The organism is Hymenobacter bucti, from assembly GCF_042681145.1.
In the GTDB taxonomy this organism is placed as follows: domain Bacteria; phylum Bacteroidota; class Bacteroidia; order Cytophagales; family Hymenobacteraceae; genus Hymenobacter; species Hymenobacter bucti.
On sequence record NZ_JBHUFD010000005.1, the window covers coordinates 464,750 to 483,793 of the forward strand.

Genomic DNA, 19,044 nt, shown 5'->3' on the forward strand with positions numbered 1-19,044 from the left:
TTAGAAGTAGTTGTCATGCAGAGCGCAGCGAAGCATCTCGCGTGGTGCAGTAAATAATTGCGTTGAGATTACTGCGCCACGCGAGATGCTTCGCTGCGCTCTGCATGACGACTATTTTGCTATAGGTTGAACCCATACTTTTTCAGTGCCTGCCGGGCCGTCGGGCTGGCCATGAAGGCGGCGAAGGTGGTGGCCGTAGCGTTGCCGCTGGCGCGCTTCAGCACTACGTAGCTCTGCTGCAATGGCGTGTGGGCCGTGGCCGGAATGAGGTAGAACTTACCCGCCCGGCGCAGCGCGGGGCTGAGCGCCAGCGAGTAGGCCACCAGGCCCGCATCGGCCGCACCGGTGGCGGCGTACTGGGCGGTTTGGCCGATGTTTTCGCCCAGCACCAGCTTGGGTTTTACCTGGTCATAAAGCTTGTAGTAGCGCAACGTTTCCTCGGCCCGCTTGCCGTAGGGGGCGTGGGCGGGGTTGGCAATGGCCACGCGCTTCACCTGAGGGTCGAGCAGCGTATTTAGTCCCTTTGCATTGGGGTCCAGCTTCTTACTCCAGAGCACCAGGCGCCCCAGGGCGTAGGGCTGCGGCGCGCCAGCCGTGAGGCCCGCCTGCTGCAACCGCCGCGGGTAGTCGCTATCGGCCGAGAAAAATAAATCGAACGGGGCGCCGTGGCTGAGCTGCTCGTAGAACCGGCCCGACGAGCCGTAAACCACCGTGGCCCGCGCCTGCGGGTGCTGGCTATTATAAATCGTGACCAGCGAATCAAGCACGTACTTCAAATCGGCGGCGGCGGCAATGGTGATGGGCGCGGCCTTCGGCTGCGCCGCAGCGGGCCAGCCAACACCTAGGGCCACCAAAACCAGTAGAAACAAGCGGAACATAAGAGCGGGGAAGAGCCGCGGCGCCCTTGAGCCACCGCTATATACCCGAAGATACAGCCCTACCCCGCCCCAGGTTTCGGTTAGTGAAAAGCCCGGACGCCAAACCCCACCCCCGACCCCTCCCCTCCGGGAGAGGGGAGCCGACCGCAAGCTTACGCCATTCAGTCGTCAGGCTACCCTCTCCCGGAGGGGAGGGGCCGGGGGTGGGGTTTGGCGCCCAGAGACTTAAAACCGCAGATTCACCGAACCTAGGAAGTTGCGCGTAGCCTGCGGGAAGTACCAGTTGAATGTTTCCTGGTTGCCGCTGGCGCCCACGTAGCCGTAGGTGTAGCCGTTGGCCACGTACTCGCGGTTGAGCAGGTTATTGACGAGCAGCGCCAGCTCGATTTCCTTCATAAACGAGGGGTGCAGGGTGTAGCGCACCCGCAGGTCGAGCACCTGGTAGGCGGCGATGCTGCGGCCGTCGCTGGCCGAGTTATCGAGGTACTGGCGGCTCACCGTTTTGTAGAGCAATGCCAGGCGCAGGCCGGGCAGCGGCTGGCCCTCCAGGGTGTGGGCCGACACGGCCGCCGGCGAATACGAGATGGTAGTGGTGCGGCCCTCGGCCGAAATCACGGGGCTGAAATTCGCGTCGTACGTGATGTCGCGGTAGTCCTGAATGCGGTTCTGGCTGAGGGTGAGCGTACTGCTGAGGCTGATTTTGTCATTGGCCGACACGAAGCCCGTGAGCTCGACGCCGCGGCGGTAGCTGCGGGCCACGTTGGTGCGCAGCGCGGTGCCCACGTCGTTGAGCTGGCCGGTGTTCACGAGCTGGTTGCGGTAGTTCATGTAAAAGCCGTTGGCCTCGACGCGCGCGGCCGTGTTTGGGCCCAGGAAGCTGAGGTCGGCGCGAGTGAAGCGGTAGCCGCCTTCCCAGTCGTTCATGCGCTCGGCCTGAGCGGGCGCGTAGCCGGCCTGACGGTCGGTAAAGTCGGCGCGCACCGGCTCACGTTGCCCTACCGCGAAGCTGGCGTAGAGCTGCTGCCCGTGCCCTAGGTTGGCCGTGAGGCCGGCCTTGGGATTGAAGAAGGTGTAGTTGGCGCGGGTGGTCACGTCATTTTGCTCGTCCTCCACGCCATCAATTTTATAGACGATGCGGCGCACCTGCGCGTCGCCGTACACACCCAGCCAGGGCAGCGCCTGGTAGGTAGCGCGGGCGTAGGCGTTGAAGTCGGTTTTGCGGGCCGTGTTGTCGTAGTAGCGCTGGCCCGGAAAGCTAGTGCTAGCGTACTGCGCCCAGATTATCTCGCCGTAGTGGTCGTTGTCGAACTGGTTCCAGCCGCCGCCTAGGGTGGCTTGCAGCTTCTCGTTGTTCTTGGGCTGGTAATTCAGGGCGAAGGTGCCGCCGTAGAAGTAGTTATCGAGCCACTTGCGGTCGATGAGGTTGGTGCGCATGAGCGTGTCGCCGCCCAGCACCACGTTTTGCAGGCCGTAGTCGGTAAAGCGGCGGTTAGCGCGGTAGCTTTCGTAGTAGCCAAAGCCGCGCGTGAGGTGCAGCGCGGCGCCTAGGTTCCAGTCCGAGCCCAGGCCCTGCGAGAGGTGCAGCTGGTAGTGGTTTTGCTGGTAGTTGTCGGTCTGGTTATCGTAGGTATAGTAGCTGTAGCGGCGGCCCTCCTGGCGCACGCGGGCGGCGTCGGCGGGGCTTAGCTCGCCGTTGTCCACGTAGGTTTGGAGCAGCGCCTGGTTGCCAGTGAGGGCCGGCTCGGGCACGCCATTCCAAGCCTGATAAGTTTTTTCGCGGCCTGAAAAGGTGATGAATTTGAGCAGCGTATTCTTCCGCTGATAACCGGCCGCAAAGTAATACGACTTCAAATCCGACGCCGCCCGGTTCATGTAGCCGTCGCTCTTGATGCGCGACAAGCGCGCGTCAAACGTGAAGTACTTGCCCACCAGCCCAGTGCCAAACGACACGTTGTTCTTCCAGGTGTTGAAGGAGCCGTAGCTGTTCTGCGTCTCGGCGTAGGCCTCGCGGCGCACATCAAGGGTCGAGATATTAAGGCTGGCGCCGAAGGCCGCGCTGCCGTTTTGGCTCGTGCCCACGCCCCGCTGCACCTGAATGCTGTTGATGGACGACGCCAAATCGGGCAGATTCACCAGGAACGAGCCGTGGCTCTCGGGGTCGTTCAGCGGCACGCCATTCACGGTGGTGTTGATGCCCGTGCTGCTCGTGCCCCGGATGCGGATGTCGGTATAGCCCACGCCGCCCCCGGCGTCGGAGGTCACGACCACCGAGGGCGTTTGGTCGAGCAGGTAGGGCAAGTCTTGGCCGAAGTTGCGCTTGTTGAGGTCCTGCTTGCTCAGGTTGGTGTAGACCGTGGCGGTGCGGTCGCTGGCGCGCGAGGCCGTCACGAGCGCCTCGCCCGTGAGCACGCCGCCCGGCTGGAGCTGCGCGCTGAGCTGCTGCGCCTCGGCGCGGCCCTGCACCACCCGCACCAGCGGCTCGTACCCCAGGAACGTGATGCGCAACTCGTGCGCCCCAGCCGGCACCGCCGCCAGGCTAAAAGCTCCGGCTGGATTGGTGGTGCCGATGGCCGCGCCATCGAGCAAAATGGTGGCGCCGGGCAGCGCCTCGCCCGTGCGGGCATCGGTGATGGTGCCCGCCACGGGGCCTTGCGCCCAGGCTGGCGCCGAAGCCAACCCGAGGAGGGCGGCACCGGCCAGTAGTACAGTTTTTGGCAACTTAAACTAAGAAAAGCAACACGCACCCGCGCCCCAGGGGTCGGCGCACAGGCAGAAACGTTCGCGGATTGGTTGTTCCCGACGCCGGCATTACCCGGTTCCGGTTCAATGGGTGTAATCTCAGCCGACCGGGTTATTCCCGGCTAGCACCCCTAAACACAGCGCAAAGGTACGTCACCGCACCGCCCAAGCCCGAATTTTTTAGTCCTAGGTAGCCCGTTGGGGTGGCCTTTTGCTTTTCCGTTTGCTGAGCATCAGTTAATTTAGCTTGTAGCTAAGAGGCGGGGCAACGCGGGCCGGCGCGTTTACGTTGCCAAAGTCGGCTCCGCTCGTTCCTGGCCCCTCGTTTCTACCGCTTGTTGGTTCTTCTACCGTTCCGCTTTATGCATCAGCTACTCTTCGCCTTGGTTATGCTCGCGGTATTTACCCTGTTTATGGTACTACCGCGGCGGCGGCGGGTGCCGCCGCCCCCCCCGCCTTCCGACGGCGACGATGGCGGCGGCGAGCCCCACGAGCCCGGCCTGCCCGACCTCGACCTGCCGCCCGGCATCTCGCGCCCCATCAACGACTGGGAGCCTGACTACAACCGCCGGCGCCCGGTGGAGGTGTAGCAGGTGAAGAAGTAAATACGCTTGTCATTGCGAGGAGGAACGACGAAGCAATCGCACCTAGGCAGAACCCGAACGGCTCGTCCTGATGCGATTGCTTCGTCGTTCCTCCTCGCAATGACAAATTTCTTTTATATAGTTAGCTCAGCCAATCTCAATCGTGTAGCTGCAATCAAACATCTGGCTTGGCGCCAGGGTCATGATACCTTCTTTGTCGCTCAGTTCTTGCGGCGGGCCCACAGGGCTAGCCACACCCTGCCAGGGCTCGATGCACACGAAGTTGGCGCCGGGCCCCTTGGTCCACAGCCCTAGGTAGGGAAAGCCGTCGAACTGCATCCGCACGAAGGGGCCGGTTTTATTGGCTCTCTGCAGCGTGATGCGGGTAAAATCGAAGTGGTCGAACACCAGCGCATCGTCGGCAAACAGCTCGTAGCTGAGCGGCAGGGTAGCTTGTTGGTCGAGCACCGGGGCCATTTCACCGTTGCGCAGGCCGCTGCGTAGCAGGTGGCGTTGCAAGGTCACGGGGTGGTCGAAGTGAAAGGCGTAGTCGGCAAACTGGCCCGCCTCAGGCCCTAGGGGGCAATTGAACGCTGGGTGCGCCCCGATGCTGAACAGCAAGTCCTGCTCGGCCGCGGCGGGGTTGCGCACGTGCCAGCCCACCGTGAGCGCCGAGCCGCGCAGCGTGTAGCTCACCCGCAGCTCAAACTCAAACGGATACAACGCCTTGGTGGCCTCGCTGTGCATCAGCTGAAAGGTCAGGTTGCCCGCCTCTTCGTGGATGAGCTGAAACTCCTGGTCGCGGGCAAAGCCGTGCTGCGAGAGGTTATACGCTTGGCCATTATGCAGATACGTATCCTCGGGCAGCTTGCCCACGATGGGGAACAGTAGCGGCGAGTGGCGCGCCCACTGCGCGGGGTCGGCGGGCCACACGTAGTCGAGGCCGGTGGCCAGGTTCACGAAGCTGGTAAGCTCGGCGCCGTGCGCGGCTATGTGCACGCGGGCAGTGGCAGAGGAGAGAGTAGGCATCGGTGAAAAGCAAAAAGGGGTTAAAACAAACCGTCGATGGCCGCCCGGGCCAGCGCGATGCGCTGGGCGGGCGCGCCGCTGATTTCGGCAAAAGGCCACCCTCGGCTTACTAGCTCGGCGCGGTATAGGTTGTAAAAATGCCAGCGCTGGGCCGGGTCGGGGTGCTCGCGCAGCGGGTCGGGCGACCACGGTAAGTCGGGCGCCAGCAGCAGCGTAAGCGCGTAGCGCGGGTGCGCCAGCTCGGCCTCGACCCACGCCGGGCAGGTGCCAAAGGCATTCTCCGCCCAGATTTTAATAACCAATAAATCGGTGTCGCAGAAGAGCAGCTTAGTGGCTTGCTGCGCCGCCGCATCCTCGGCCGCGAGCTGACCGCGGGCAATGGCTTCGAGGTCGGCGGGCGCGTACCCAGGGCCGTGGGCTTCGAGGTAGGTGCGGGCGTATTCGGGCACGAACACCGTGCCGTAGTGCGCCGCCAGCTCGGCGGCCAGGGTGGACTTGCCCGCCGACTCGGGCCCGGTGATGGAGATGCGAATTGGAGGAGAACCCATTGCTTACACACTAACCTTACTTGTCCGTGCTTCGCGCAGCCATTGCCAGTAGCCGTAGGCGGCTAGGCCTAAGTACACGGCGTACAGCAGGCTAGTAAGAGCCAGCCCGCGGTGCCAATAGATGCCTACGTACACGACATCAACGCCTATCCAGAGCAGCCAGTTTTCGATTTTGCGGCGCGAGAGCTGGTACTGCGCCACGAGGCTGATGGCCGTAGTGGCGCTGTCGTAGTAGGGCAGCGCGGCGTCGGTGTGCGTGGCGAAGAGGTAGCCGGCCCCTAGGGCATACGCCGCCCCGGCGCTCAGCAGCAGCGCCCACAGTCCGGCCGCGGTGCGCGTGATGGGCAGCGCCACCGCCGTGGCCTCGGGGTGCGGGCCGGGCGGGCTGCCCTGGCGCTGCCGCCGCAGCCAGGCCCACCAGCCGTAAATCGCCAGCCCGATGAAGGCCAGTTGCAACCCAGCATCGGAGTACAGCCGGGCCCGCGTGAACACGAACAGATAAAACCCGCAGCTGACGATGGCCACCGGGAAGTTCCAGATGTGGCTGCGGGCCGCCAGCCACACGCAGACGATGCCGGTGACCACGCCGGCTACTTCGAGCGGGTCGGTGCCGCGCACGGCGGCCAGGATGTCGGCGGGTAGCGTAGTAAAGTCAACGAGCAGCATGGCGGGGCGGGCAGAAAAGCCGCGCAAGGTAGCCCGGCAGGGTACTTTTGCGCCATGCTACCCGACCTTACTCCCGCCGCCCTGCATGCCCGCCTGGCGGCCGGCGAAGACATTCAGCTCGTGGACGTGCGCGAGGAAATGGAATTCGACTACTGCCGCATCGCGGGCAGCGTGCTCATTCCGCTGGGCGAGGTGCCGCGCCGGGCCGCCGAAATCCGCCCCGATGGGCCGGTAGTGCTCATCTGCCACCACGGCGTGCGCTCGGCGCAGGCGCTGGGCTACTTGCAGCACCGCCTAGGTCGCCAAAACCTGCTTAACTTGAAGGGTGGCATCGACGCCTGGAGCCGCGACGTGGACCCAACGGTGGCGATGTATTAATAGTAAGGCAGTGTACTACTGGTAAACTGCTGCGTAGTAGAATCAGTTGTCAGTGCGAGGAGGAACGACGAAGCAACCTTTCCTTCCCGCTGGCTCCGTAAAGCGCTCGTAAAAGGAAAGGTTGCTTCGTCGTTCCTCCTCGCACTGACCACCGGCTCCTAGCTACTATGCCCCACTCGCCTCTCTCCCCCACCCTCCCCGACCGCCTGGCTCAGCGCGAGCGCCCCGCCAGCCGGCCCCTCATGTACCAGGAATGGGGCGATTTGCTATTCATGCACTGGCCGGTGCCGGCCGAAGTTATTCAGCCCCACCTACCGCCGCGCCTGCAGGTCGATACCCACGACGGCATGGCGTGGCTGGCCATCGTGCCGTTTCGGATGTGGGACGTGCGCAGCCGCGTGACGCCCCCCGTGCCCGGCGTGCGCGAGTTTCTGGAGCTGAACGTGCGCACCTACGTGCACCTCGACGGCGTGCCCGGCGTGTGGTTTTTCTCGCTCGATGCCACCAACGCGCTGGCTGTGTGGGCGGCGCGCACGTTCTTCCACCTGCCCTACTTTCGGGCACAGCTAGCCCTGGAGCGGCCGGCGCCGGAACAGCTGCGCTACACCGGCCACCGCGTGCACAATGGCGCACCGCACGCGCACTTCAGCGCTACCTGGCAGCTCGGCGACGCGCTGCCGCCCGCCGAGCCGGGCTCGCTAGCTTTTTTTCTCACCGAGCGCTACTGCCTCTACGCCGCCTGCGAGCAGGGCCAGCGGCTGTACCGCGGGCGCATCTCGCACGACCCGTGGCCGCTGCGCAGCGTCGAGCTGCTGAGCTTCGACTCTACTTTGATAGAAGGCCACGGCCTGCCGCCAGTGGCAGGCCCGCCCGTGTTGCACGCGGGCGGGCCGTTGCACGTCAGCCTCTGGGCTTTGCAGCGGGTGTAAGCTGCTGTTTTAAAATGTAATTGGAATTAAGGCAAAACGGTTGTCGTGCTTCGGCTTCGCTCAGCACGACAACCGTTTTAGATGCGCCGCCCTAGGTAGTGGCCGTGGGCGCGGGCACCGCAAAAGTGTTGAGCAACCCGCTGATGGTCATGTACTGGCCGGCCAGCACTATCAGGTCCACGACGCCCTTATCGCCGAAGGTCACCACGGCCTGCTCGTATAGCGAGGCATCTATTTGGTGCGTAGTGGTTAGGCGGTGCGTAAAGTCGTAGGCCACGGCTTCATCGGCCGAGAGCGTGGCGGGCTTTTGGCCGGCTACCAGCTGCTGAAGCGTAGTATCGTCGAAGCCCGCTTGGCGGCCCACGATGGTGTGAGCGTACAGCTCGTACGCGGCCTGCCAGGCGGCGCCCACGGTCAGGATAACGACCTGCCGCACTTTCTCATTGAGGGAAGTATGCTCGCCCTCGGCGGCCGTCACGCCCATCAGGGCTTTAGCGATGAGCGGGCTGCGCAGCATGGCGTTGAACGGGCCCACCAGGCGGTCGTCGAAGGTCGTGGCCTGGAAGCCCGACTTCTTGGCCCAGGGCACCATGGTGTCTTGCAGCTGGTTGTAGAGCTTTTTTTGGTCCGATTTCAGGTCGTCGGGGTTGAGCAGGGCCAGCCGCCCGCCTAGGTTGTCTTCAAAGGTTGCCATCGCTTGAGGGTGCGCGGAGCGCGGAAATAGTTGGGCTACGCATACGGGTAACGGCTCGCCGCGGCTACCTCGGGGCCCGGCGGCTGGCCCCGCCACGGGCGCCGGCACGGCCTCGGGCCAGCGCTTCGGCCGCTTACCGCAAGCGGCACTTCCCGCTAGGCTGGTACTTTCGCTGCTGCCTCTTACCTAGTTTAGTCCATTATGCTCGTTTCGCATCCTACCCGGTTAGCCAGTTTAGTGGCCGCTAGCCTACTAGCTAGCCTGCCCGCACTAGCTCAGCAGCCCGCCCAGCGCCTAGGTCTCATTCCGCTGCCCCGCGAGGTGAGCACCTCAGCCGGCACCTACGCGCTGCCCCAGAAAATCAGCATCTACGCCCCCGGCAAAGACGCCCAGAACGTGGCTGGCCTGCTCCAGGAAATGCTGGCCCCGCTGGGCAAAACGGTGACCATTACCAGCAGTGCGGCCACCGCCCAAATTAAGCTCCTCACGGCCAGTACTGTGCCCAGCGCCGAGGGCTACCGGCTGGTAGTCGATAAGGCGGGCGTGGTGCTCACGGCGGCCAGCGGGCCGGGGCTCTTTTACGCCAGCCAGACGCTGCTGCAACTGTTGCCGCCGCGGCCCAATGCTACCGCCAGCCTGCCCTACGTGCGCATCGCCGACGAGCCGGCTTTCCAATGGCGCGGCCTGCACCTCGACGTGAGCCGGCACTTCTTCTCGGTCGATTTTGTGAAGAAATATATCGACTTTCTGGCCAGCTACAAACTCAATACCTTTCACTGGCACCTCACCGATGACCAGGGCTGGCGCATCGAAATCAAGAAGTACCCCAAGCTGACCCAGGCCGGTGCCGTCCGCAAGGAAACGCTGATTGGCGCGCAGCAAACGTTTAAGAAACCGACTGACTTCAAGTACGACGGCCAGGCCTACGGCGGCTTCTATACTCAAGACCAGATTCGGGACGTAGTGGCCTACGCCCAGCGCCGCTACGTCACCATCGTGCCCGAAATCGAGATGCCGGGCCACTCGGTATCGGTACTGGCCGCCTACCCCGAGCTGGCCTGCCGGCCCGGCACCTACACCCCCTGGACGATGTGGGGCGTGAACGAGGACATCGTGTGCCCCACCGAGCCCACGTTTCGCTTCTTCGAAGACGTGCTGACCGAGGTTGCGGCTCTGTTTCCGGGCAAGTACGTGCACATTGGCGGCGACGAAGCGCCCAAAACCCGCTGGAAGGAAAGCGCCGCCGTGCAGGAAATCATGAAGCGCGAGGGCTTCACCGACGTCGAGCAGGTGCAGGGCTGGTTCAACCGCCGCATCGAGAAATTCTTGGCCACGAAGGGCAAAAAGCTCATCGGCTGGGACGAGATTTTGGAAGGTGGCATCGACGCCAGCGCCACCGTCATGAGCTGGCGCGGCGAAAAAGCGGGCATCGAAGCCGCCAAGCACGGCAACGACGTGGTAATGTCGCCGGCCGGCTACCTCTACATCGACGCCGGCCAAAACCCCGTGCCCCACAGCCCCAACGAGCCGCTGCATATTTCGGGCTACCTGCCGCTGGATAAGATTTACAACTACAACCCGCTGCCCGCCGAGCTCACGCCCGCGCAGCAAAAGCACATCCTGGGCCCGCAGGCCAACCTCTGGACCGAGTACGTCACGACCCCCAACAAGGTGGAGTACATGCTGTTCCCGCGCCTGCTAGCCGTATCGGAAGTGGCCTGGACGCCGGCGGCCCGCAAGAGCTACCCCGAGTTTGTGCCGCGCATGAGCCAGCACTTCGCCCGCCTCGACGCTAAGAAAATCAATTACCGCGTGCCCGAGCCCCTGGGCCTCGACAGCCTGAGCCTAGTGAAGCAAGGCGACAAAGCCGTATTCACGCTGCGCTCGCTGGTGCCCGGCGCCCAAATCCGCTACACTCTCGACGGCCTCATACCCGACGAAACCACCGCGCTCTACACCAAACCCTTGTCTGTACCACTGGGCCGGCAGCTGCTGGTGCGGGCCGTCACCATCGCGCCCAACGGCCGCAAAAGTCCGCCCGCCGAGCTGTTGGTGAAGTAGCAGTTCGTGCAGTGTACAACCTCTGCGTAAAAGCCTCCTGTCATGCTGAGCGAAGTCGAAGCATCTCTACCGCACCGTTGGACGGTGCGGTAGAGATGCTTCGACTTCGCTCAGCATGACAGTTTAAACAAGTAGTAAGGTCGTTAAAAACGCACTAATTCTTAATACCCCGCAGCATCCCGACCAGCGCCGGCGCCGAATACACCTTGCCTCGCGATACCACGGCGGCGATTTTGCGGGCGTTGGCTACGTTAGTCAATGGGTTAGCCGTCAGCAGCAATAAGTCGGCGTCCTTGCCCACGGCAATGGTGCCCGTGCGGTCGGCCACGCCCATAAACCGGGCGCCGTTGAGGGTGGCGGCCCGCAGGGCCTGGGCGGGCGTGAGGCCGGCCAGGACCAGCTCGCGCAGCTCGTCGTGCAGCGAGGCGCCGGGGTAGGTGTAGGAGTTGAACGCCCCGCTGTCGGAGCCCGCCAGGATGGTGACGTCCGCGGCCTGCATCTGCGGCACCAGGGTCATAAACTTGGCTTCCAGCTTCTGCGTGAAGGCGCGCGCGGTGGCCGACTGCTGCCGGGCGCCGGCCTGCCGGCGGGCGTAGGTACGCTGAATTTTGGGGTCGATATAGGCCAGCAGCGTATCGTGGGCGTGGTCGGTGGTGCCGAGCTCGGCCAGCGTTTTGCCGATGGCCAGCGTGGGCACGGCGGCCGTGTGGTGCGCGGCCATGAGCCGGAAAATGCGGGCCGCGGCGGCCGGGCTATACGTGTCGTACACGGCGGGCAGCATGGCAAACAGACCCAGGGGCTTGGGCGTGGCCATGCTGGCGCGCACCAGCGCGGTGAGGCTGTCCTCCTTGCCCGAGCAGGCTTTGAAGACGTAGTACAGGTGCTCGGTAGCGTCGAGGCCACGGTTCACGGCCTCGCCTAGGGTCACCGAATAGGGCATGTGGCCGGTGGTTTTCATACCCCGCGCCTCGGCCTGGGCGATGGTGCTGAGGTAGGCCTCGCCCGAAATCTTGCTGTCGTAAATTTTAACGTAATCGACCTTGAGCCGTTGCAGCGAGTCGAGCGCCCGGCCGACTTGGGCGGGCGTGGTCACCTCCAGCGAGCCGGGCCAGGTGGCGCCCGGCCCGTCAATCTTGGGGCCCGAGGTGAAGAGGCGCGGGCCGGCCAGGGTACCCGCCGCTTCTTCGCGCCGCCACTGGAAGATGCTGGGCGTGAGGTCGCCGCCCGCGTCGCGCACCGTCGTGATGCCGTGGGCCAGGTACAGCGTCAGGCTCTTTTTATTAGCGGCCACCAGGCTGTCGCCGCCCCGGAAATGCACGTGCATATCCCACAAGCCCGGCATGAGGTAGCGGCCGGTGCCATCGAGCTGCTGACGGGCGGCGTAGCTGGCCTTGCCAGCCGGCTCGACGCGCACGATTTTGCCCTGCGCCACGGCCACCAGTTGGTTGGGGCGCAGGCGGCCGGTTTCCACATCTACCACCGTTACATGGTTGATAACCAAGTCGTAGGCTTGGGGCGGCGCAGCGCGGCGCTTGGAGGCAGTAAGCAGCGCGGCAGTGCTCAAGCCCAGGAGTAAGTAAGACAGCTTCATAGGCAGCGAGCGAAAACCAAGTGCGGCAAATGTAGGCGGCATGATGGCGCCGAACTACGCCACCGATAGCCAGCTAGTCGAACAGGTACTGGTCGCGGCGCGCCAGGGTGGGCGGCAGGGGCTCGCCGGCCATTTCCAGCAAGGTCGATTCTATCATGTGGCTCATGGTGTTCAAGGCCAGGTCATTGGCACCTAGGCCAAAAGGCTCCTCGATGTCGCGCATGATGGCATCGAGCGCCATAAAGGTGTAGCCCACGAAGGCCACAATCAGCGGCGTAGCCCAGCCCGTGCTATCCACCAGCCCAAACGGCAGTAGGAAGCAATACATGTACACCGTGCGGTGCAGCACCACGCTGTAGGTAAACGGAATGGGCGTGCCCGCCAGCCGCTCGCAGCCGCCCACAATGTCGGCGAGCTGGTTGAGGTTGTGGTCGAAGGCCAGCTGCGCGCCCAGGCCGGCCGCCGAGCCACCGTGGCGCTGCTGCACCCAGCGGCCCAACTCGAGCAGCAGCAACATGGGCTTGAAGGTGGCTTGCTGCACGGTGTGGGCCAGCGGAGCGGGCAGCAGGCGACCTAGGTCGGGCGCGGCATCGGTGCGGCGCAACTGGTGCTTGAGGGCGTGCACAAAGGCGATGAGCAGCCGCACAAAATGCGCCGCTTCGGGTGTGCCGCCTGGGCTGGGCTCCAGGGTGAGCGCCTGCCGCGTGAGCGAGCGGGTGGTGTTCAGCAGGGCGCCCCACAGCTTGCGACCTTCCCAAAAACGGTCGTAGCTGGCATTGTTGTAAAAGCCCAGAAAAATGGCCAGCGTGACCCCAAACAAGGTAAACGGCGCCGCCGTGAGGGGAATTTTGTAGGCAAACAGCCGGCCGTGCGCCAGCACCACGGCCACCGATAGCGCCAGCAGCACCCCCAGCCGCGGCAGTATCTGCGGTAGCACCGAGCCGCGCCACACGAAGAGTAGCCGCAGCCAATTGTCTTTGGGCCGAATAATCATCGTTGCCTTCCCAACGACCGAAGCCCCCGGCGGGTTTTCGGAGCCAGCTGCTGACCGCGAAAATCCGCCGGGGGCTTCTCAAACTCTCGCCGCCGCTGCCAAGGCAGTGGCGGCGGCGGAAGCAGGAGCAGTCTGGCTTTGCAGAAGCCCTAGGTACCAGCACCTAGGGCCGCCGCTTAGCGGCTCCCTACTTGAGGTCGTCGTAGCCGCCGCCGTTCACCACGTGGCGGAAGCCTTGCTGATACATGATGTCGGCCGCCTTGCTACTGCGCTTGCCCGAGCGGCAGTACAGCACATAGCTTTTGCTGGTGTCGAGCTTGGCCACTTGCTGGGCGAAGTCGTCGTCCTTCACGTTCAGGTTGCGCGCCTGGGCTAGGTGGCCCGTCGTGAACTCGGCGGGCGTGCGCACATCAAGCACCTCGGTGGTGGGCTTAGTCAGCAGCTGCTTGGCCGCGGGCGTGTTGATGGCGGCCGTGGGGGCGGTAGCTGCCGGGGTGGTGGCTGCCGGGGCAGCCGCGGGGGCAGTGGTAGCGGTTGGTTGCGAGGGCTGCTGGTTGCAGGCGGCGGCCAGCCCGGCCAGTAGCAGCAAAGAAATACGTTTCATGAGTGTGGAAGGGGCAAGATGAGCTTACCAGGGTAAGAACACTGCGTAAAGCTACTCGGTGCGACCACGCCTTGGGATTATCCCGGTGGCCGCTAGTGGGCTACCCTAGGTCCCTATTTGCTAGGTAGCGCGGTCAGTACCGGTGTTCTTTTACTTTAAGACTTACGCAAAACCGCCTGTCACTGTGAACCTAGGCTCGCAGTGACAGGCGGTTTTAACAGTTGCTTCCAGGTGGCGCTTACCCTAGGTAGGCCATGTCCTCGGCGCTCAACTCAATGTCGGCGGCGGCCAGGTTTTCGCGCAGATGGGCTACCGACGTGGTGCCGGGGATGGGCAGCAGCAGCGGCGACTTGTGCAGCAGCCAGGCAATGTTGAGCTGGGCTTCGGTCACGCCTTTTTGCTTGGCCAGCTCGGCCAGCTTATTGCCAGCGTTGGACAGGCCGTGCACCAGCGAGAAGAAGGGCACCAGCGGAATACCGTGCTGCTCGCACAGCGGCAGTACTTCGCCGCCGCGGGTTTCGCCGTGGCCATCATTCATGGTGGTGCGCTGGGCGTAGCTGTACATGTTTTCCACGCTGGCTACCTGGCCCAGGGCCAGGGCGGCGGTTAGCTCCTCGGGGGTAACATTGCTCACGCCCACGTGCTGGATTTTGCCTTCGCGCTGCATATCGTACATGGCACCCATCGACTCCTCAAACGGCACCTCGGCGCCCGGCATCACCCGGAAGTGCACCAGTTGCACGGCCTCTTGCTTCAGGGTGCGCAGGTTGCGCTCGATGCTGGTGCGCAGCTGCTCGGGCCGGTTGAAGGGCGGCCAGCTTTTATCGGCGGGGTTGCGGGTGGCGCCCACCTTGGTGCAGATTACCAAGTCTTTGGCGTAGGGATAGAGCGCCTCGGCAATCAGCCGGTTGGTGATGTCGTCGCCGTAGTAGTCGGCAGTATCAATGAAGTTGACGCCGTTGGCCACGGCCGTTTTCAACACTTCGAGGGCCTGCGGCCGGTCGGCGGGCTCGCCCCAAATGCCGGGGCCGGTGAGGCGCATGGTGCCGTAGCCGATGCGGTTGACGGTGAGCGGCTGGGCCGAATTAGGAGCGATGATGAGAGTACTGGACATAAACGAAAATTTACTTTGGGGAAGGCCCCGCTGGTGGTAGCGGGTGGCGATGGCGTGGTAGCGCCTAGGCTACGCAAAGGTCCGCCACGCCATCGCCAGATAACTGGTGAATATTTCACTTTTTGCCGGCACGCCGCCGGCTGGCTACCAGGGGCTGATACCGGTTTCGGGCGCGTTATCGTCGCTGAAAAACTGGCTGGTGGGGCCGTCGGGGCCCAGCACGGCGGCTTTTACCACGCGGGCGGCGGCGTCTTGCACGGTGCCGGGGCCGCTGTGGTGGTTGAAGTCGGTGGCGGTGTAGCCGGGGTCTACGGCGTTTACTTTGAACGGCGTATCGCGCAGCTCGTAGGCTAGCATGATGGTGTAGGCGTTCAGGGCCGCTTTGGAGGGCTGGTAGGCGGCGCCTTTCACTGGGTAATACTTCCAGCTAGGGTCGTTGTGCAGCGTGAGCGAGCCCAGGCCCGAGGTGACGTTGACGATGCGCGGCGCGGGCGACTGCCGCAGCAGGTCGATAAAAGCCTGCGTGACTTCGATAACGCCGAACACGTTGGTGTCGAACACCTCCTTAATCATGCCGATGCTGCTGGTAAGCGCGGGCTGCGACATGCTGCCCAGGATGCCGGCGTTGTTGATGAGCACGTCGAGCACGTCGGTTTTCTGACCTAGGGCCGCGCGGGCGGCGGCGATGGAGGCGCTGTCCGTGACGTCGATAACGAGCGGCTCGACTTGGGTGAGGCCTTCGGCTTTTAGTTGGTCCACGGCCTGCTGGCCTTTGTGGGCGTCGCGGCTACCTAGGTACACGTAGTAGCCTTGCTGGAGGAGCTGGCGGGCAGCTTCGAAGCCAATGCTTTTGTTGGCACCGGTGATGAGGGCAGTTTTCATGGGGACTGTTAGTCAGTGGAATTAACAGCACAAAATTACCGGGCCTCATGGGTGCGCCTGGCACCCATTTCGCGGTACTACTGGTACATTTTACGGATGCTGGCGCGGTACTCGGCCGGGGTCACGCCGGTTTCGCGCTTGAAGAAGCGGTTGAAGTACGAAGCATCTGAAAATCCTAGGTCGAAGGCCATTTCTTTGAGCGACTGCGGGGTGTAGCAGAGCAGGCGCTTGGCTTCCAGCACCAGGCGCTCGTGCAGGTGCTTGATGGCCGAGCGGCCGCTCTGGGCTTTCACCACTTCGCTCAGGTGCCCCGCCGAAATGTGCAGCAGCTCGGCGTACGCGCCCACCTCGTGCCGCTCGCGGAAGTGCTCCTCGATGCTGGCCCGGTAGGTGCGCAGCAGGCGCTGGTCGGCCGAGGGCTCGCCACCCGGAAACTGCTCGGTATAGAGCCGGCTGAGGTAGGTGAGCAGCACCGTGAGGTAGGCGCTCAGCAGGGGGTGCTGCCACTCGCCGGGGCGGTGGTGCTCGGCCTCGAGCTGGGCCAGCAGGTCGTCTACCACGGCTTCGTCGGCCGGCGCGAGGGCCAGCTCGTGGCCGTTTTGCGGGTTTTGAATGAGCGGCAGGTGGCGCAACGCCGCGTTTTGCTGCAAGGCCAGAAACTCGTTGGTAAACATGATGCGGGCGCCCCAAAAGGGCGTAGGCTCCTCCTTCACCAGCAGCTGGCTGGGGCTCGAAAAGTAGAGTGCGTGGTTTTGGCGCACGTAGGGCACGGCATCGACCCAGTGGCGGCCGGTGGCCTGCTTCGTAAAAACCAGCATGTAGTACGCCTTGCGGTGCGGCAGCAGCACGTCGGGCTCGTAGGGCAGCTCGCCCGCCGAGCGCACGATGGAGAACGAGCTGCCCCCGGTCATTTCGTCTCGCTCTAATGGGTATATCGGTATCGGCGGCCGGGTGGTGAGCGTGTGCATATTCCAAATTTACGACCGGGGCGGGGCAGCTGCCTGCCCTACTAACACGGCCGCCGCTACCGGCACGGCGAATACCGGTCGCTACCGGCCTTGGCTAGCCAGCGTGGGCGCAACTACTGGCCCCCGGCGCAACGTACCTAGCCCGTGGCCGCCCGTGGCCCACAAATTTTTTGCTTTCATGGCTCTTCTTGCTACTGCGTTGCTGCGCCGGCCCCAGGTTATTTTCTTCGACGTCAACGAAACGCTGCTGGATATGACGCCGCTGAAGCTGGCGGTTAACACGGCTTTCGGCAACCAGGCCGCGTTCAGCCAGTGGTTTGGCTTGCTGCTGCAACACTCGCTCGTGGCTACCGTCACAGACCAGTACTTCGCCTTCGCCACCATCGCCGATGCGGCCCTCGACATGGCGGCCCACATGCTGCAAGCAAAACCGCTGTCTCACGCCGAAAAGCACGCGCTTACGGCCCTGCTCACCCAACTGCCACCCCACCCCGATGTGCCCGCTGGCCTACGCCAGCTGCGCGCCGCGGGCTACCGCCTCATGGCCTTCACCAACTCTGCAGTTCCCGCCCTAGCCGAGCAGTTGCGCTACGCCGAGCTCACCGACTACTTTGAGCAGCAATTGAGCGTTGACGCGGTGCAGCGCTACAAGCCTCACCTCGCCACCTACCGCTACGCTACTGAGCAAGCCGGCGTAGCGCCTGCCCACGCGCTGCTGGTGGCCGCCCACGGCTGGGACGTAGCCGGCGCCCTAGCCGCGGGCCTCGACGCGGCGTTCATCGCCCGCCCCGGCCAAACGCTGTACCCGCTCGCCCCGCCGCCCACCTACCAAGCCCCTACCCTTCTCGCCCTGGCCGAGCAGCTAGCGTAAGGGCGGTGGCCCCGCGCAACGGCCGCCTCACTACCTCCTAAAAAGCACTCCAGCCGCTACCTAGGCGGCTGGGGTGTTTGGTATCTCGGCCATCTTCACTACCTCACTGCCTGCGGTCAAAGCGGCCATCAGTTACCCTGACCGTTTTAGTAGGGTCCAGATTACTCACTGCGGTGAACTCGAATGTACCGGCGGCCACGGTCGGCCGGCTAACCCGGCTCATGGTTATGCGGCCAGTGTGCTTGGCATCAGTGCTGTATAGCTCGCCATTGCTAGTTTGAAAGCTCAGGGTTGCGTGGTCAAAAACCACACTATCCGCCGCTGTTGGCGGGAAGTTGACAGCACGATTAAGCACGAACTCTCCCACCGCCGGATTGCGCAAAAACAACGTGACCGTAACGTGCCGCTTTGCCTGCTCACTGTTGATGCGCAATTCATATTCGGGCTTTATTGGGTACCCAGGAATACTAAAGGCATAGCCTCCTCCTAGCGCACTAGTGGACCCCCACGTACTGAGAAAAGGGCCCGACCAACCGGTAGCTGGGTAAGCTACCCCATCAGCCAGGAAGCCCCCCGTATCTAACCCTTCCTGGCTGATACGAGGCAAACTGGCCTGTGGCGCGTCTTTTTTGCAAGCCCCCACGAGCAGGCAAACACTCAAAAGCACTAAATAAAAATTACGCATGGCGCCGGACCGAATAGTGGGTTTGCATTAGCACCAAACTTACCTGTTCATAGCACGAGCAGAAAATGAAATGTCTTGGCTTCGAGACTTCATTTATCCCAACGCACACGCATTATTGCAAACTATCTAGCTGATTTTTAGCTGCGTCCTGCGCACTTAATCAGACTTTACATCTTTGCCCTAGAAGCTATACCGAGGCCTTTTCCACTGGCACAGAGTAAAGCCCTGTGCCATCAGCTTTGCCAGCCCCTCAGCTATCCGATGTGCCCCGCCAACTCCAAAAACACGCCAGCAGCTACCTAGGCGGCAGCGGCTGGCGGCAATAAGTATGTCCCTAGGTAGTGTTAGCACACGGCCGTAGCTTCCACCTCCACTTTCAGGCCCTCGAAGGCCAAAAAATTCACTTCGACCATCGTGGCGGCGGCCTGGATGCCGTGCCGGGTTACCCAGTCGGTAAACACGTCGAAGCAGCCGCCTTCGCCGAATAGCGCGGCCGTGTCGGTGGTGTACAGGCGCAGGTGCACGATGTCGCGGCACTGGTAGCCGGCGGTGGTCACGACCTGCTCCACATTGCCGAGCACTTGCCCAAGCTGGGCGCGCATATCGGCGGTACTGGGGTTGCCGTCGGCGTCGATGGCGGCCTGCCCGGCGCAGTAGAGCGTGGCTGAGGGCTGGGTTACTTCTACGGCCTGCTGGTAGGCACTGGGCGCTTGCCACTGCCAGGGGTTGATTGCGCGCTTTTCCATTGCTAAGTTGGGTTGAGTGCGCCGGCCACCTAGGGCGGCGCGGGGTGAGGTTGCGGGGGCAAAGGTCCCGGCTGGCCCTGCCC

Annotated in this window: 19 protein-coding genes; 5 read left to right on the top strand and 14 right to left on the bottom strand. The window is 63.5% G+C overall.

Translation table 11 applies throughout. From position 1 onward, the window contains the following. Positions 1-119 precede the first annotated feature (119 nt). Positions 120-878, bottom strand: a complete 759-nt coding sequence (gene modA / locus ACFSDX_RS14060) for a molybdate ABC transporter substrate-binding protein (RefSeq protein WP_382314563.1) — start codon at positions 876-878, stop codon at positions 120-122. 225 nt (positions 879-1,103) lie between these two features. Then, the gene (locus tag ACFSDX_RS14065) at positions 1,104-3,596 is read right to left on the bottom strand and encodes a TonB-dependent receptor (RefSeq protein WP_382314565.1); all 2,493 of its coding nucleotides are present in this window, start codon (positions 3,594-3,596) and stop codon (positions 1,104-1,106) included. Between the two features lie 383 nt (positions 3,597-3,979). On the opposite strand from ACFSDX_RS14065, the gene ACFSDX_RS14070 reads away from it, so the two are divergent. After that, on the top strand, positions 3,980-4,207 hold the full coding sequence (locus ACFSDX_RS14070) for a hypothetical protein (RefSeq protein WP_382314567.1): 228 nt from the start codon (positions 3,980-3,982) through the stop codon (positions 4,205-4,207). A 141-nt stretch (positions 4,208-4,348) separates the two neighbouring features. Here ACFSDX_RS14070 and ACFSDX_RS14075 read toward each other — a convergent pair whose 3' ends face one another. From ACFSDX_RS14075 to pnuC, 3 genes are read right to left on the bottom strand one after another with little or no spacing between them, the layout of a single operon-like run. Continuing rightward, entirely contained in the window at positions 4,349-5,230 is an 882-nt protein-coding gene (locus ACFSDX_RS14075; protein ID WP_382314568.1) for an aldose 1-epimerase family protein, read from the bottom strand. Between the two features lie 20 nt (positions 5,231-5,250). Beyond that, positions 5,251-5,778, bottom strand: coding sequence for an AAA family ATPase (locus ACFSDX_RS14080; RefSeq protein ID WP_382314570.1), 528 nt, complete (start codon positions 5,776-5,778; stop codon positions 5,251-5,253). Between the two features lie 3 nt (positions 5,779-5,781). Continuing rightward, the gene (gene pnuC / locus ACFSDX_RS14085; RefSeq protein WP_382314572.1) at positions 5,782-6,444 is read right to left on the bottom strand and encodes a nicotinamide riboside transporter PnuC; all 663 of its coding nucleotides are present in this window, start codon (positions 6,442-6,444) and stop codon (positions 5,782-5,784) included. 54 nt (positions 6,445-6,498) lie between these two features. On the opposite strand from pnuC, the gene ACFSDX_RS14090 reads away from it, so the two are divergent. Together ACFSDX_RS14090 and ACFSDX_RS14095 are read left to right on the top strand one after the other, a co-directional pair. Continuing rightward, complete coding sequence (locus ACFSDX_RS14090; protein ID WP_382314574.1) at positions 6,499-6,822, top strand: rhodanese-like domain-containing protein; 324 nt, start codon at positions 6,499-6,501, stop codon at positions 6,820-6,822. Positions 6,823-6,989: 167 nt separating this feature from the next. Beyond that, complete coding sequence (locus ACFSDX_RS14095; RefSeq protein ID WP_382314576.1) at positions 6,990-7,751, top strand: YqjF family protein; 762 nt, start codon at positions 6,990-6,992, stop codon at positions 7,749-7,751. Between the two features lie 91 nt (positions 7,752-7,842). Here ACFSDX_RS14095 and ACFSDX_RS14100 read toward each other — a convergent pair whose 3' ends face one another. Further along, entirely contained in the window at positions 7,843-8,445 is a 603-nt protein-coding gene (locus ACFSDX_RS14100) for a carboxymuconolactone decarboxylase family protein (RefSeq protein ID WP_382314578.1), read from the bottom strand. A gap of 201 nt (positions 8,446-8,646) precedes the next feature. Here ACFSDX_RS14100 and ACFSDX_RS14105 point away from each other — a divergent pair, with 201 nt between their 5' ends. Continuing rightward, positions 8,647-10,506, top strand: coding sequence for a beta-N-acetylhexosaminidase (locus tag ACFSDX_RS14105; protein WP_382314580.1), 1,860 nt, complete (start codon positions 8,647-8,649; stop codon positions 10,504-10,506). A gap of 154 nt (positions 10,507-10,660) precedes the next feature. Here ACFSDX_RS14105 and ACFSDX_RS14110 read toward each other — a convergent pair whose 3' ends face one another. The 6 genes from ACFSDX_RS14110 to ACFSDX_RS14135 form a co-directional block, all read right to left on the bottom strand. Continuing rightward, complete coding sequence (locus ACFSDX_RS14110; RefSeq protein WP_382314582.1) at positions 10,661-12,097, bottom strand: amidohydrolase family protein; 1,437 nt, start codon at positions 12,095-12,097, stop codon at positions 10,661-10,663. A gap of 73 nt (positions 12,098-12,170) precedes the next feature. After that, a complete protein-coding gene (locus ACFSDX_RS14115) occupies positions 12,171-13,091 on the bottom strand; it encodes a bestrophin family protein (RefSeq protein WP_382314584.1) in 921 nt (306 codons plus the stop codon). A gap of 187 nt (positions 13,092-13,278) precedes the next feature. Next, on the bottom strand, positions 13,279-13,695 hold the full coding sequence (locus ACFSDX_RS14120; RefSeq protein ID WP_382314585.1) for a rhodanese-like domain-containing protein: 417 nt from the start codon (positions 13,693-13,695) through the stop codon (positions 13,279-13,281). Positions 13,696-13,933: 238 nt separating this feature from the next. Next, entirely contained in the window at positions 13,934-14,809 is an 876-nt protein-coding gene (locus tag ACFSDX_RS14125) for an aldo/keto reductase (RefSeq protein WP_382314586.1), read from the bottom strand. A 144-nt stretch (positions 14,810-14,953) separates the two neighbouring features. Then, on the bottom strand, positions 14,954-15,691 hold the full coding sequence (locus ACFSDX_RS14130) for an SDR family oxidoreductase (RefSeq protein WP_382314588.1): 738 nt from the start codon (positions 15,689-15,691) through the stop codon (positions 14,954-14,956). Positions 15,692-15,768: 77 nt separating this feature from the next. Next, the gene (locus ACFSDX_RS14135; protein ID WP_382314590.1) at positions 15,769-16,659 is read right to left on the bottom strand and encodes a helix-turn-helix domain-containing protein; all 891 of its coding nucleotides are present in this window, start codon (positions 16,657-16,659) and stop codon (positions 15,769-15,771) included. A gap of 178 nt (positions 16,660-16,837) precedes the next feature. On the opposite strand from ACFSDX_RS14135, the gene ACFSDX_RS14140 reads away from it, so the two are divergent. Further along, the gene (locus tag ACFSDX_RS14140; RefSeq protein WP_382314592.1) at positions 16,838-17,530 is read left to right on the top strand and encodes a haloacid dehalogenase type II; all 693 of its coding nucleotides are present in this window, start codon (positions 16,838-16,840) and stop codon (positions 17,528-17,530) included. 103 nt (positions 17,531-17,633) lie between these two features. Here the strand turns inward: ACFSDX_RS14140 and ACFSDX_RS14145 are convergent, their stop codons facing one another. Together ACFSDX_RS14145 and ACFSDX_RS14150 are read right to left on the bottom strand one after the other, a co-directional pair. Beyond that, complete coding sequence (locus ACFSDX_RS14145; protein WP_382314594.1) at positions 17,634-18,215, bottom strand: Riean_0653 family protein; 582 nt, start codon at positions 18,213-18,215, stop codon at positions 17,634-17,636. A gap of 344 nt (positions 18,216-18,559) precedes the next feature. Next, entirely contained in the window at positions 18,560-18,961 is a 402-nt protein-coding gene (locus ACFSDX_RS14150) for a RidA family protein (RefSeq protein ID WP_382314596.1), read from the bottom strand. Between the last annotated feature and the right edge of the window lie 83 nt (positions 18,962-19,044).

Coding starts and splice junctions, on each gene's coding strand:
- modA (WP_382314563.1), bottom strand. CDS start 878: ATGTTCCGCTTGTTTCTACTGGTTTTGGTGGCCCTAGGTGTTGGCTGG.
- ACFSDX_RS14070 (WP_382314567.1), top strand. CDS start 3,980: ATGCATCAGCTACTCTTCGCCTTGGTTATGCTCGCGGTATTTACCCTG.
- ACFSDX_RS14075 (WP_382314568.1), bottom strand. CDS start 5,230: ATGCCTACTCTCTCCTCTGCCACTGCCCGCGTGCACATAGCCGCGCAC.
- ACFSDX_RS14080 (WP_382314570.1), bottom strand. CDS start 5,778: ATGGGTTCTCCTCCAATTCGCATCTCCATCACCGGGCCCGAGTCGGCG.
- pnuC (WP_382314572.1), bottom strand. CDS start 6,444: ATGCTGCTCGTTGACTTTACTACGCTACCCGCCGACATCCTGGCCGCC.
- ACFSDX_RS14090 (WP_382314574.1), top strand. CDS start 6,499: ATGCTACCCGACCTTACTCCCGCCGCCCTGCATGCCCGCCTGGCGGCC.
- ACFSDX_RS14095 (WP_382314576.1), top strand. CDS start 6,990: ATGCCCCACTCGCCTCTCTCCCCCACCCTCCCCGACCGCCTGGCTCAG.
- ACFSDX_RS14100 (WP_382314578.1), bottom strand. CDS start 8,445: ATGGCAACCTTTGAAGACAACCTAGGCGGGCGGCTGGCCCTGCTCAAC.
- ACFSDX_RS14105 (WP_382314580.1), top strand. CDS start 8,647: ATGCTCGTTTCGCATCCTACCCGGTTAGCCAGTTTAGTGGCCGCTAGC.
- ACFSDX_RS14110 (WP_382314582.1), bottom strand. CDS start 12,097: ATGAAGCTGTCTTACTTACTCCTGGGCTTGAGCACTGCCGCGCTGCTT.
- ACFSDX_RS14115 (WP_382314584.1), bottom strand. CDS start 13,091: ATGATTATTCGGCCCAAAGACAATTGGCTGCGGCTACTCTTCGTGTGG.
- ACFSDX_RS14120 (WP_382314585.1), bottom strand. CDS start 13,695: ATGAAACGTATTTCTTTGCTGCTACTGGCCGGGCTGGCCGCCGCCTGC.
- ACFSDX_RS14125 (WP_382314586.1), bottom strand. CDS start 14,809: ATGTCCAGTACTCTCATCATCGCTCCTAATTCGGCCCAGCCGCTCACC.
- ACFSDX_RS14130 (WP_382314588.1), bottom strand. CDS start 15,691: ATGAAAACTGCCCTCATCACCGGTGCCAACAAAAGCATTGGCTTCGAA.
- ACFSDX_RS14135 (WP_382314590.1), bottom strand. CDS start 16,659: ATGCACACGCTCACCACCCGGCCGCCGATACCGATATACCCATTAGAG.
- ACFSDX_RS14140 (WP_382314592.1), top strand. CDS start 16,838: ATGGCTCTTCTTGCTACTGCGTTGCTGCGCCGGCCCCAGGTTATTTTC.
- ACFSDX_RS14145 (WP_382314594.1), bottom strand. CDS start 18,215: ATGCGTAATTTTTATTTAGTGCTTTTGAGTGTTTGCCTGCTCGTGGGG.
- ACFSDX_RS14150 (WP_382314596.1), bottom strand. CDS start 18,961: ATGGAAAAGCGCGCAATCAACCCCTGGCAGTGGCAAGCGCCCAGTGCC.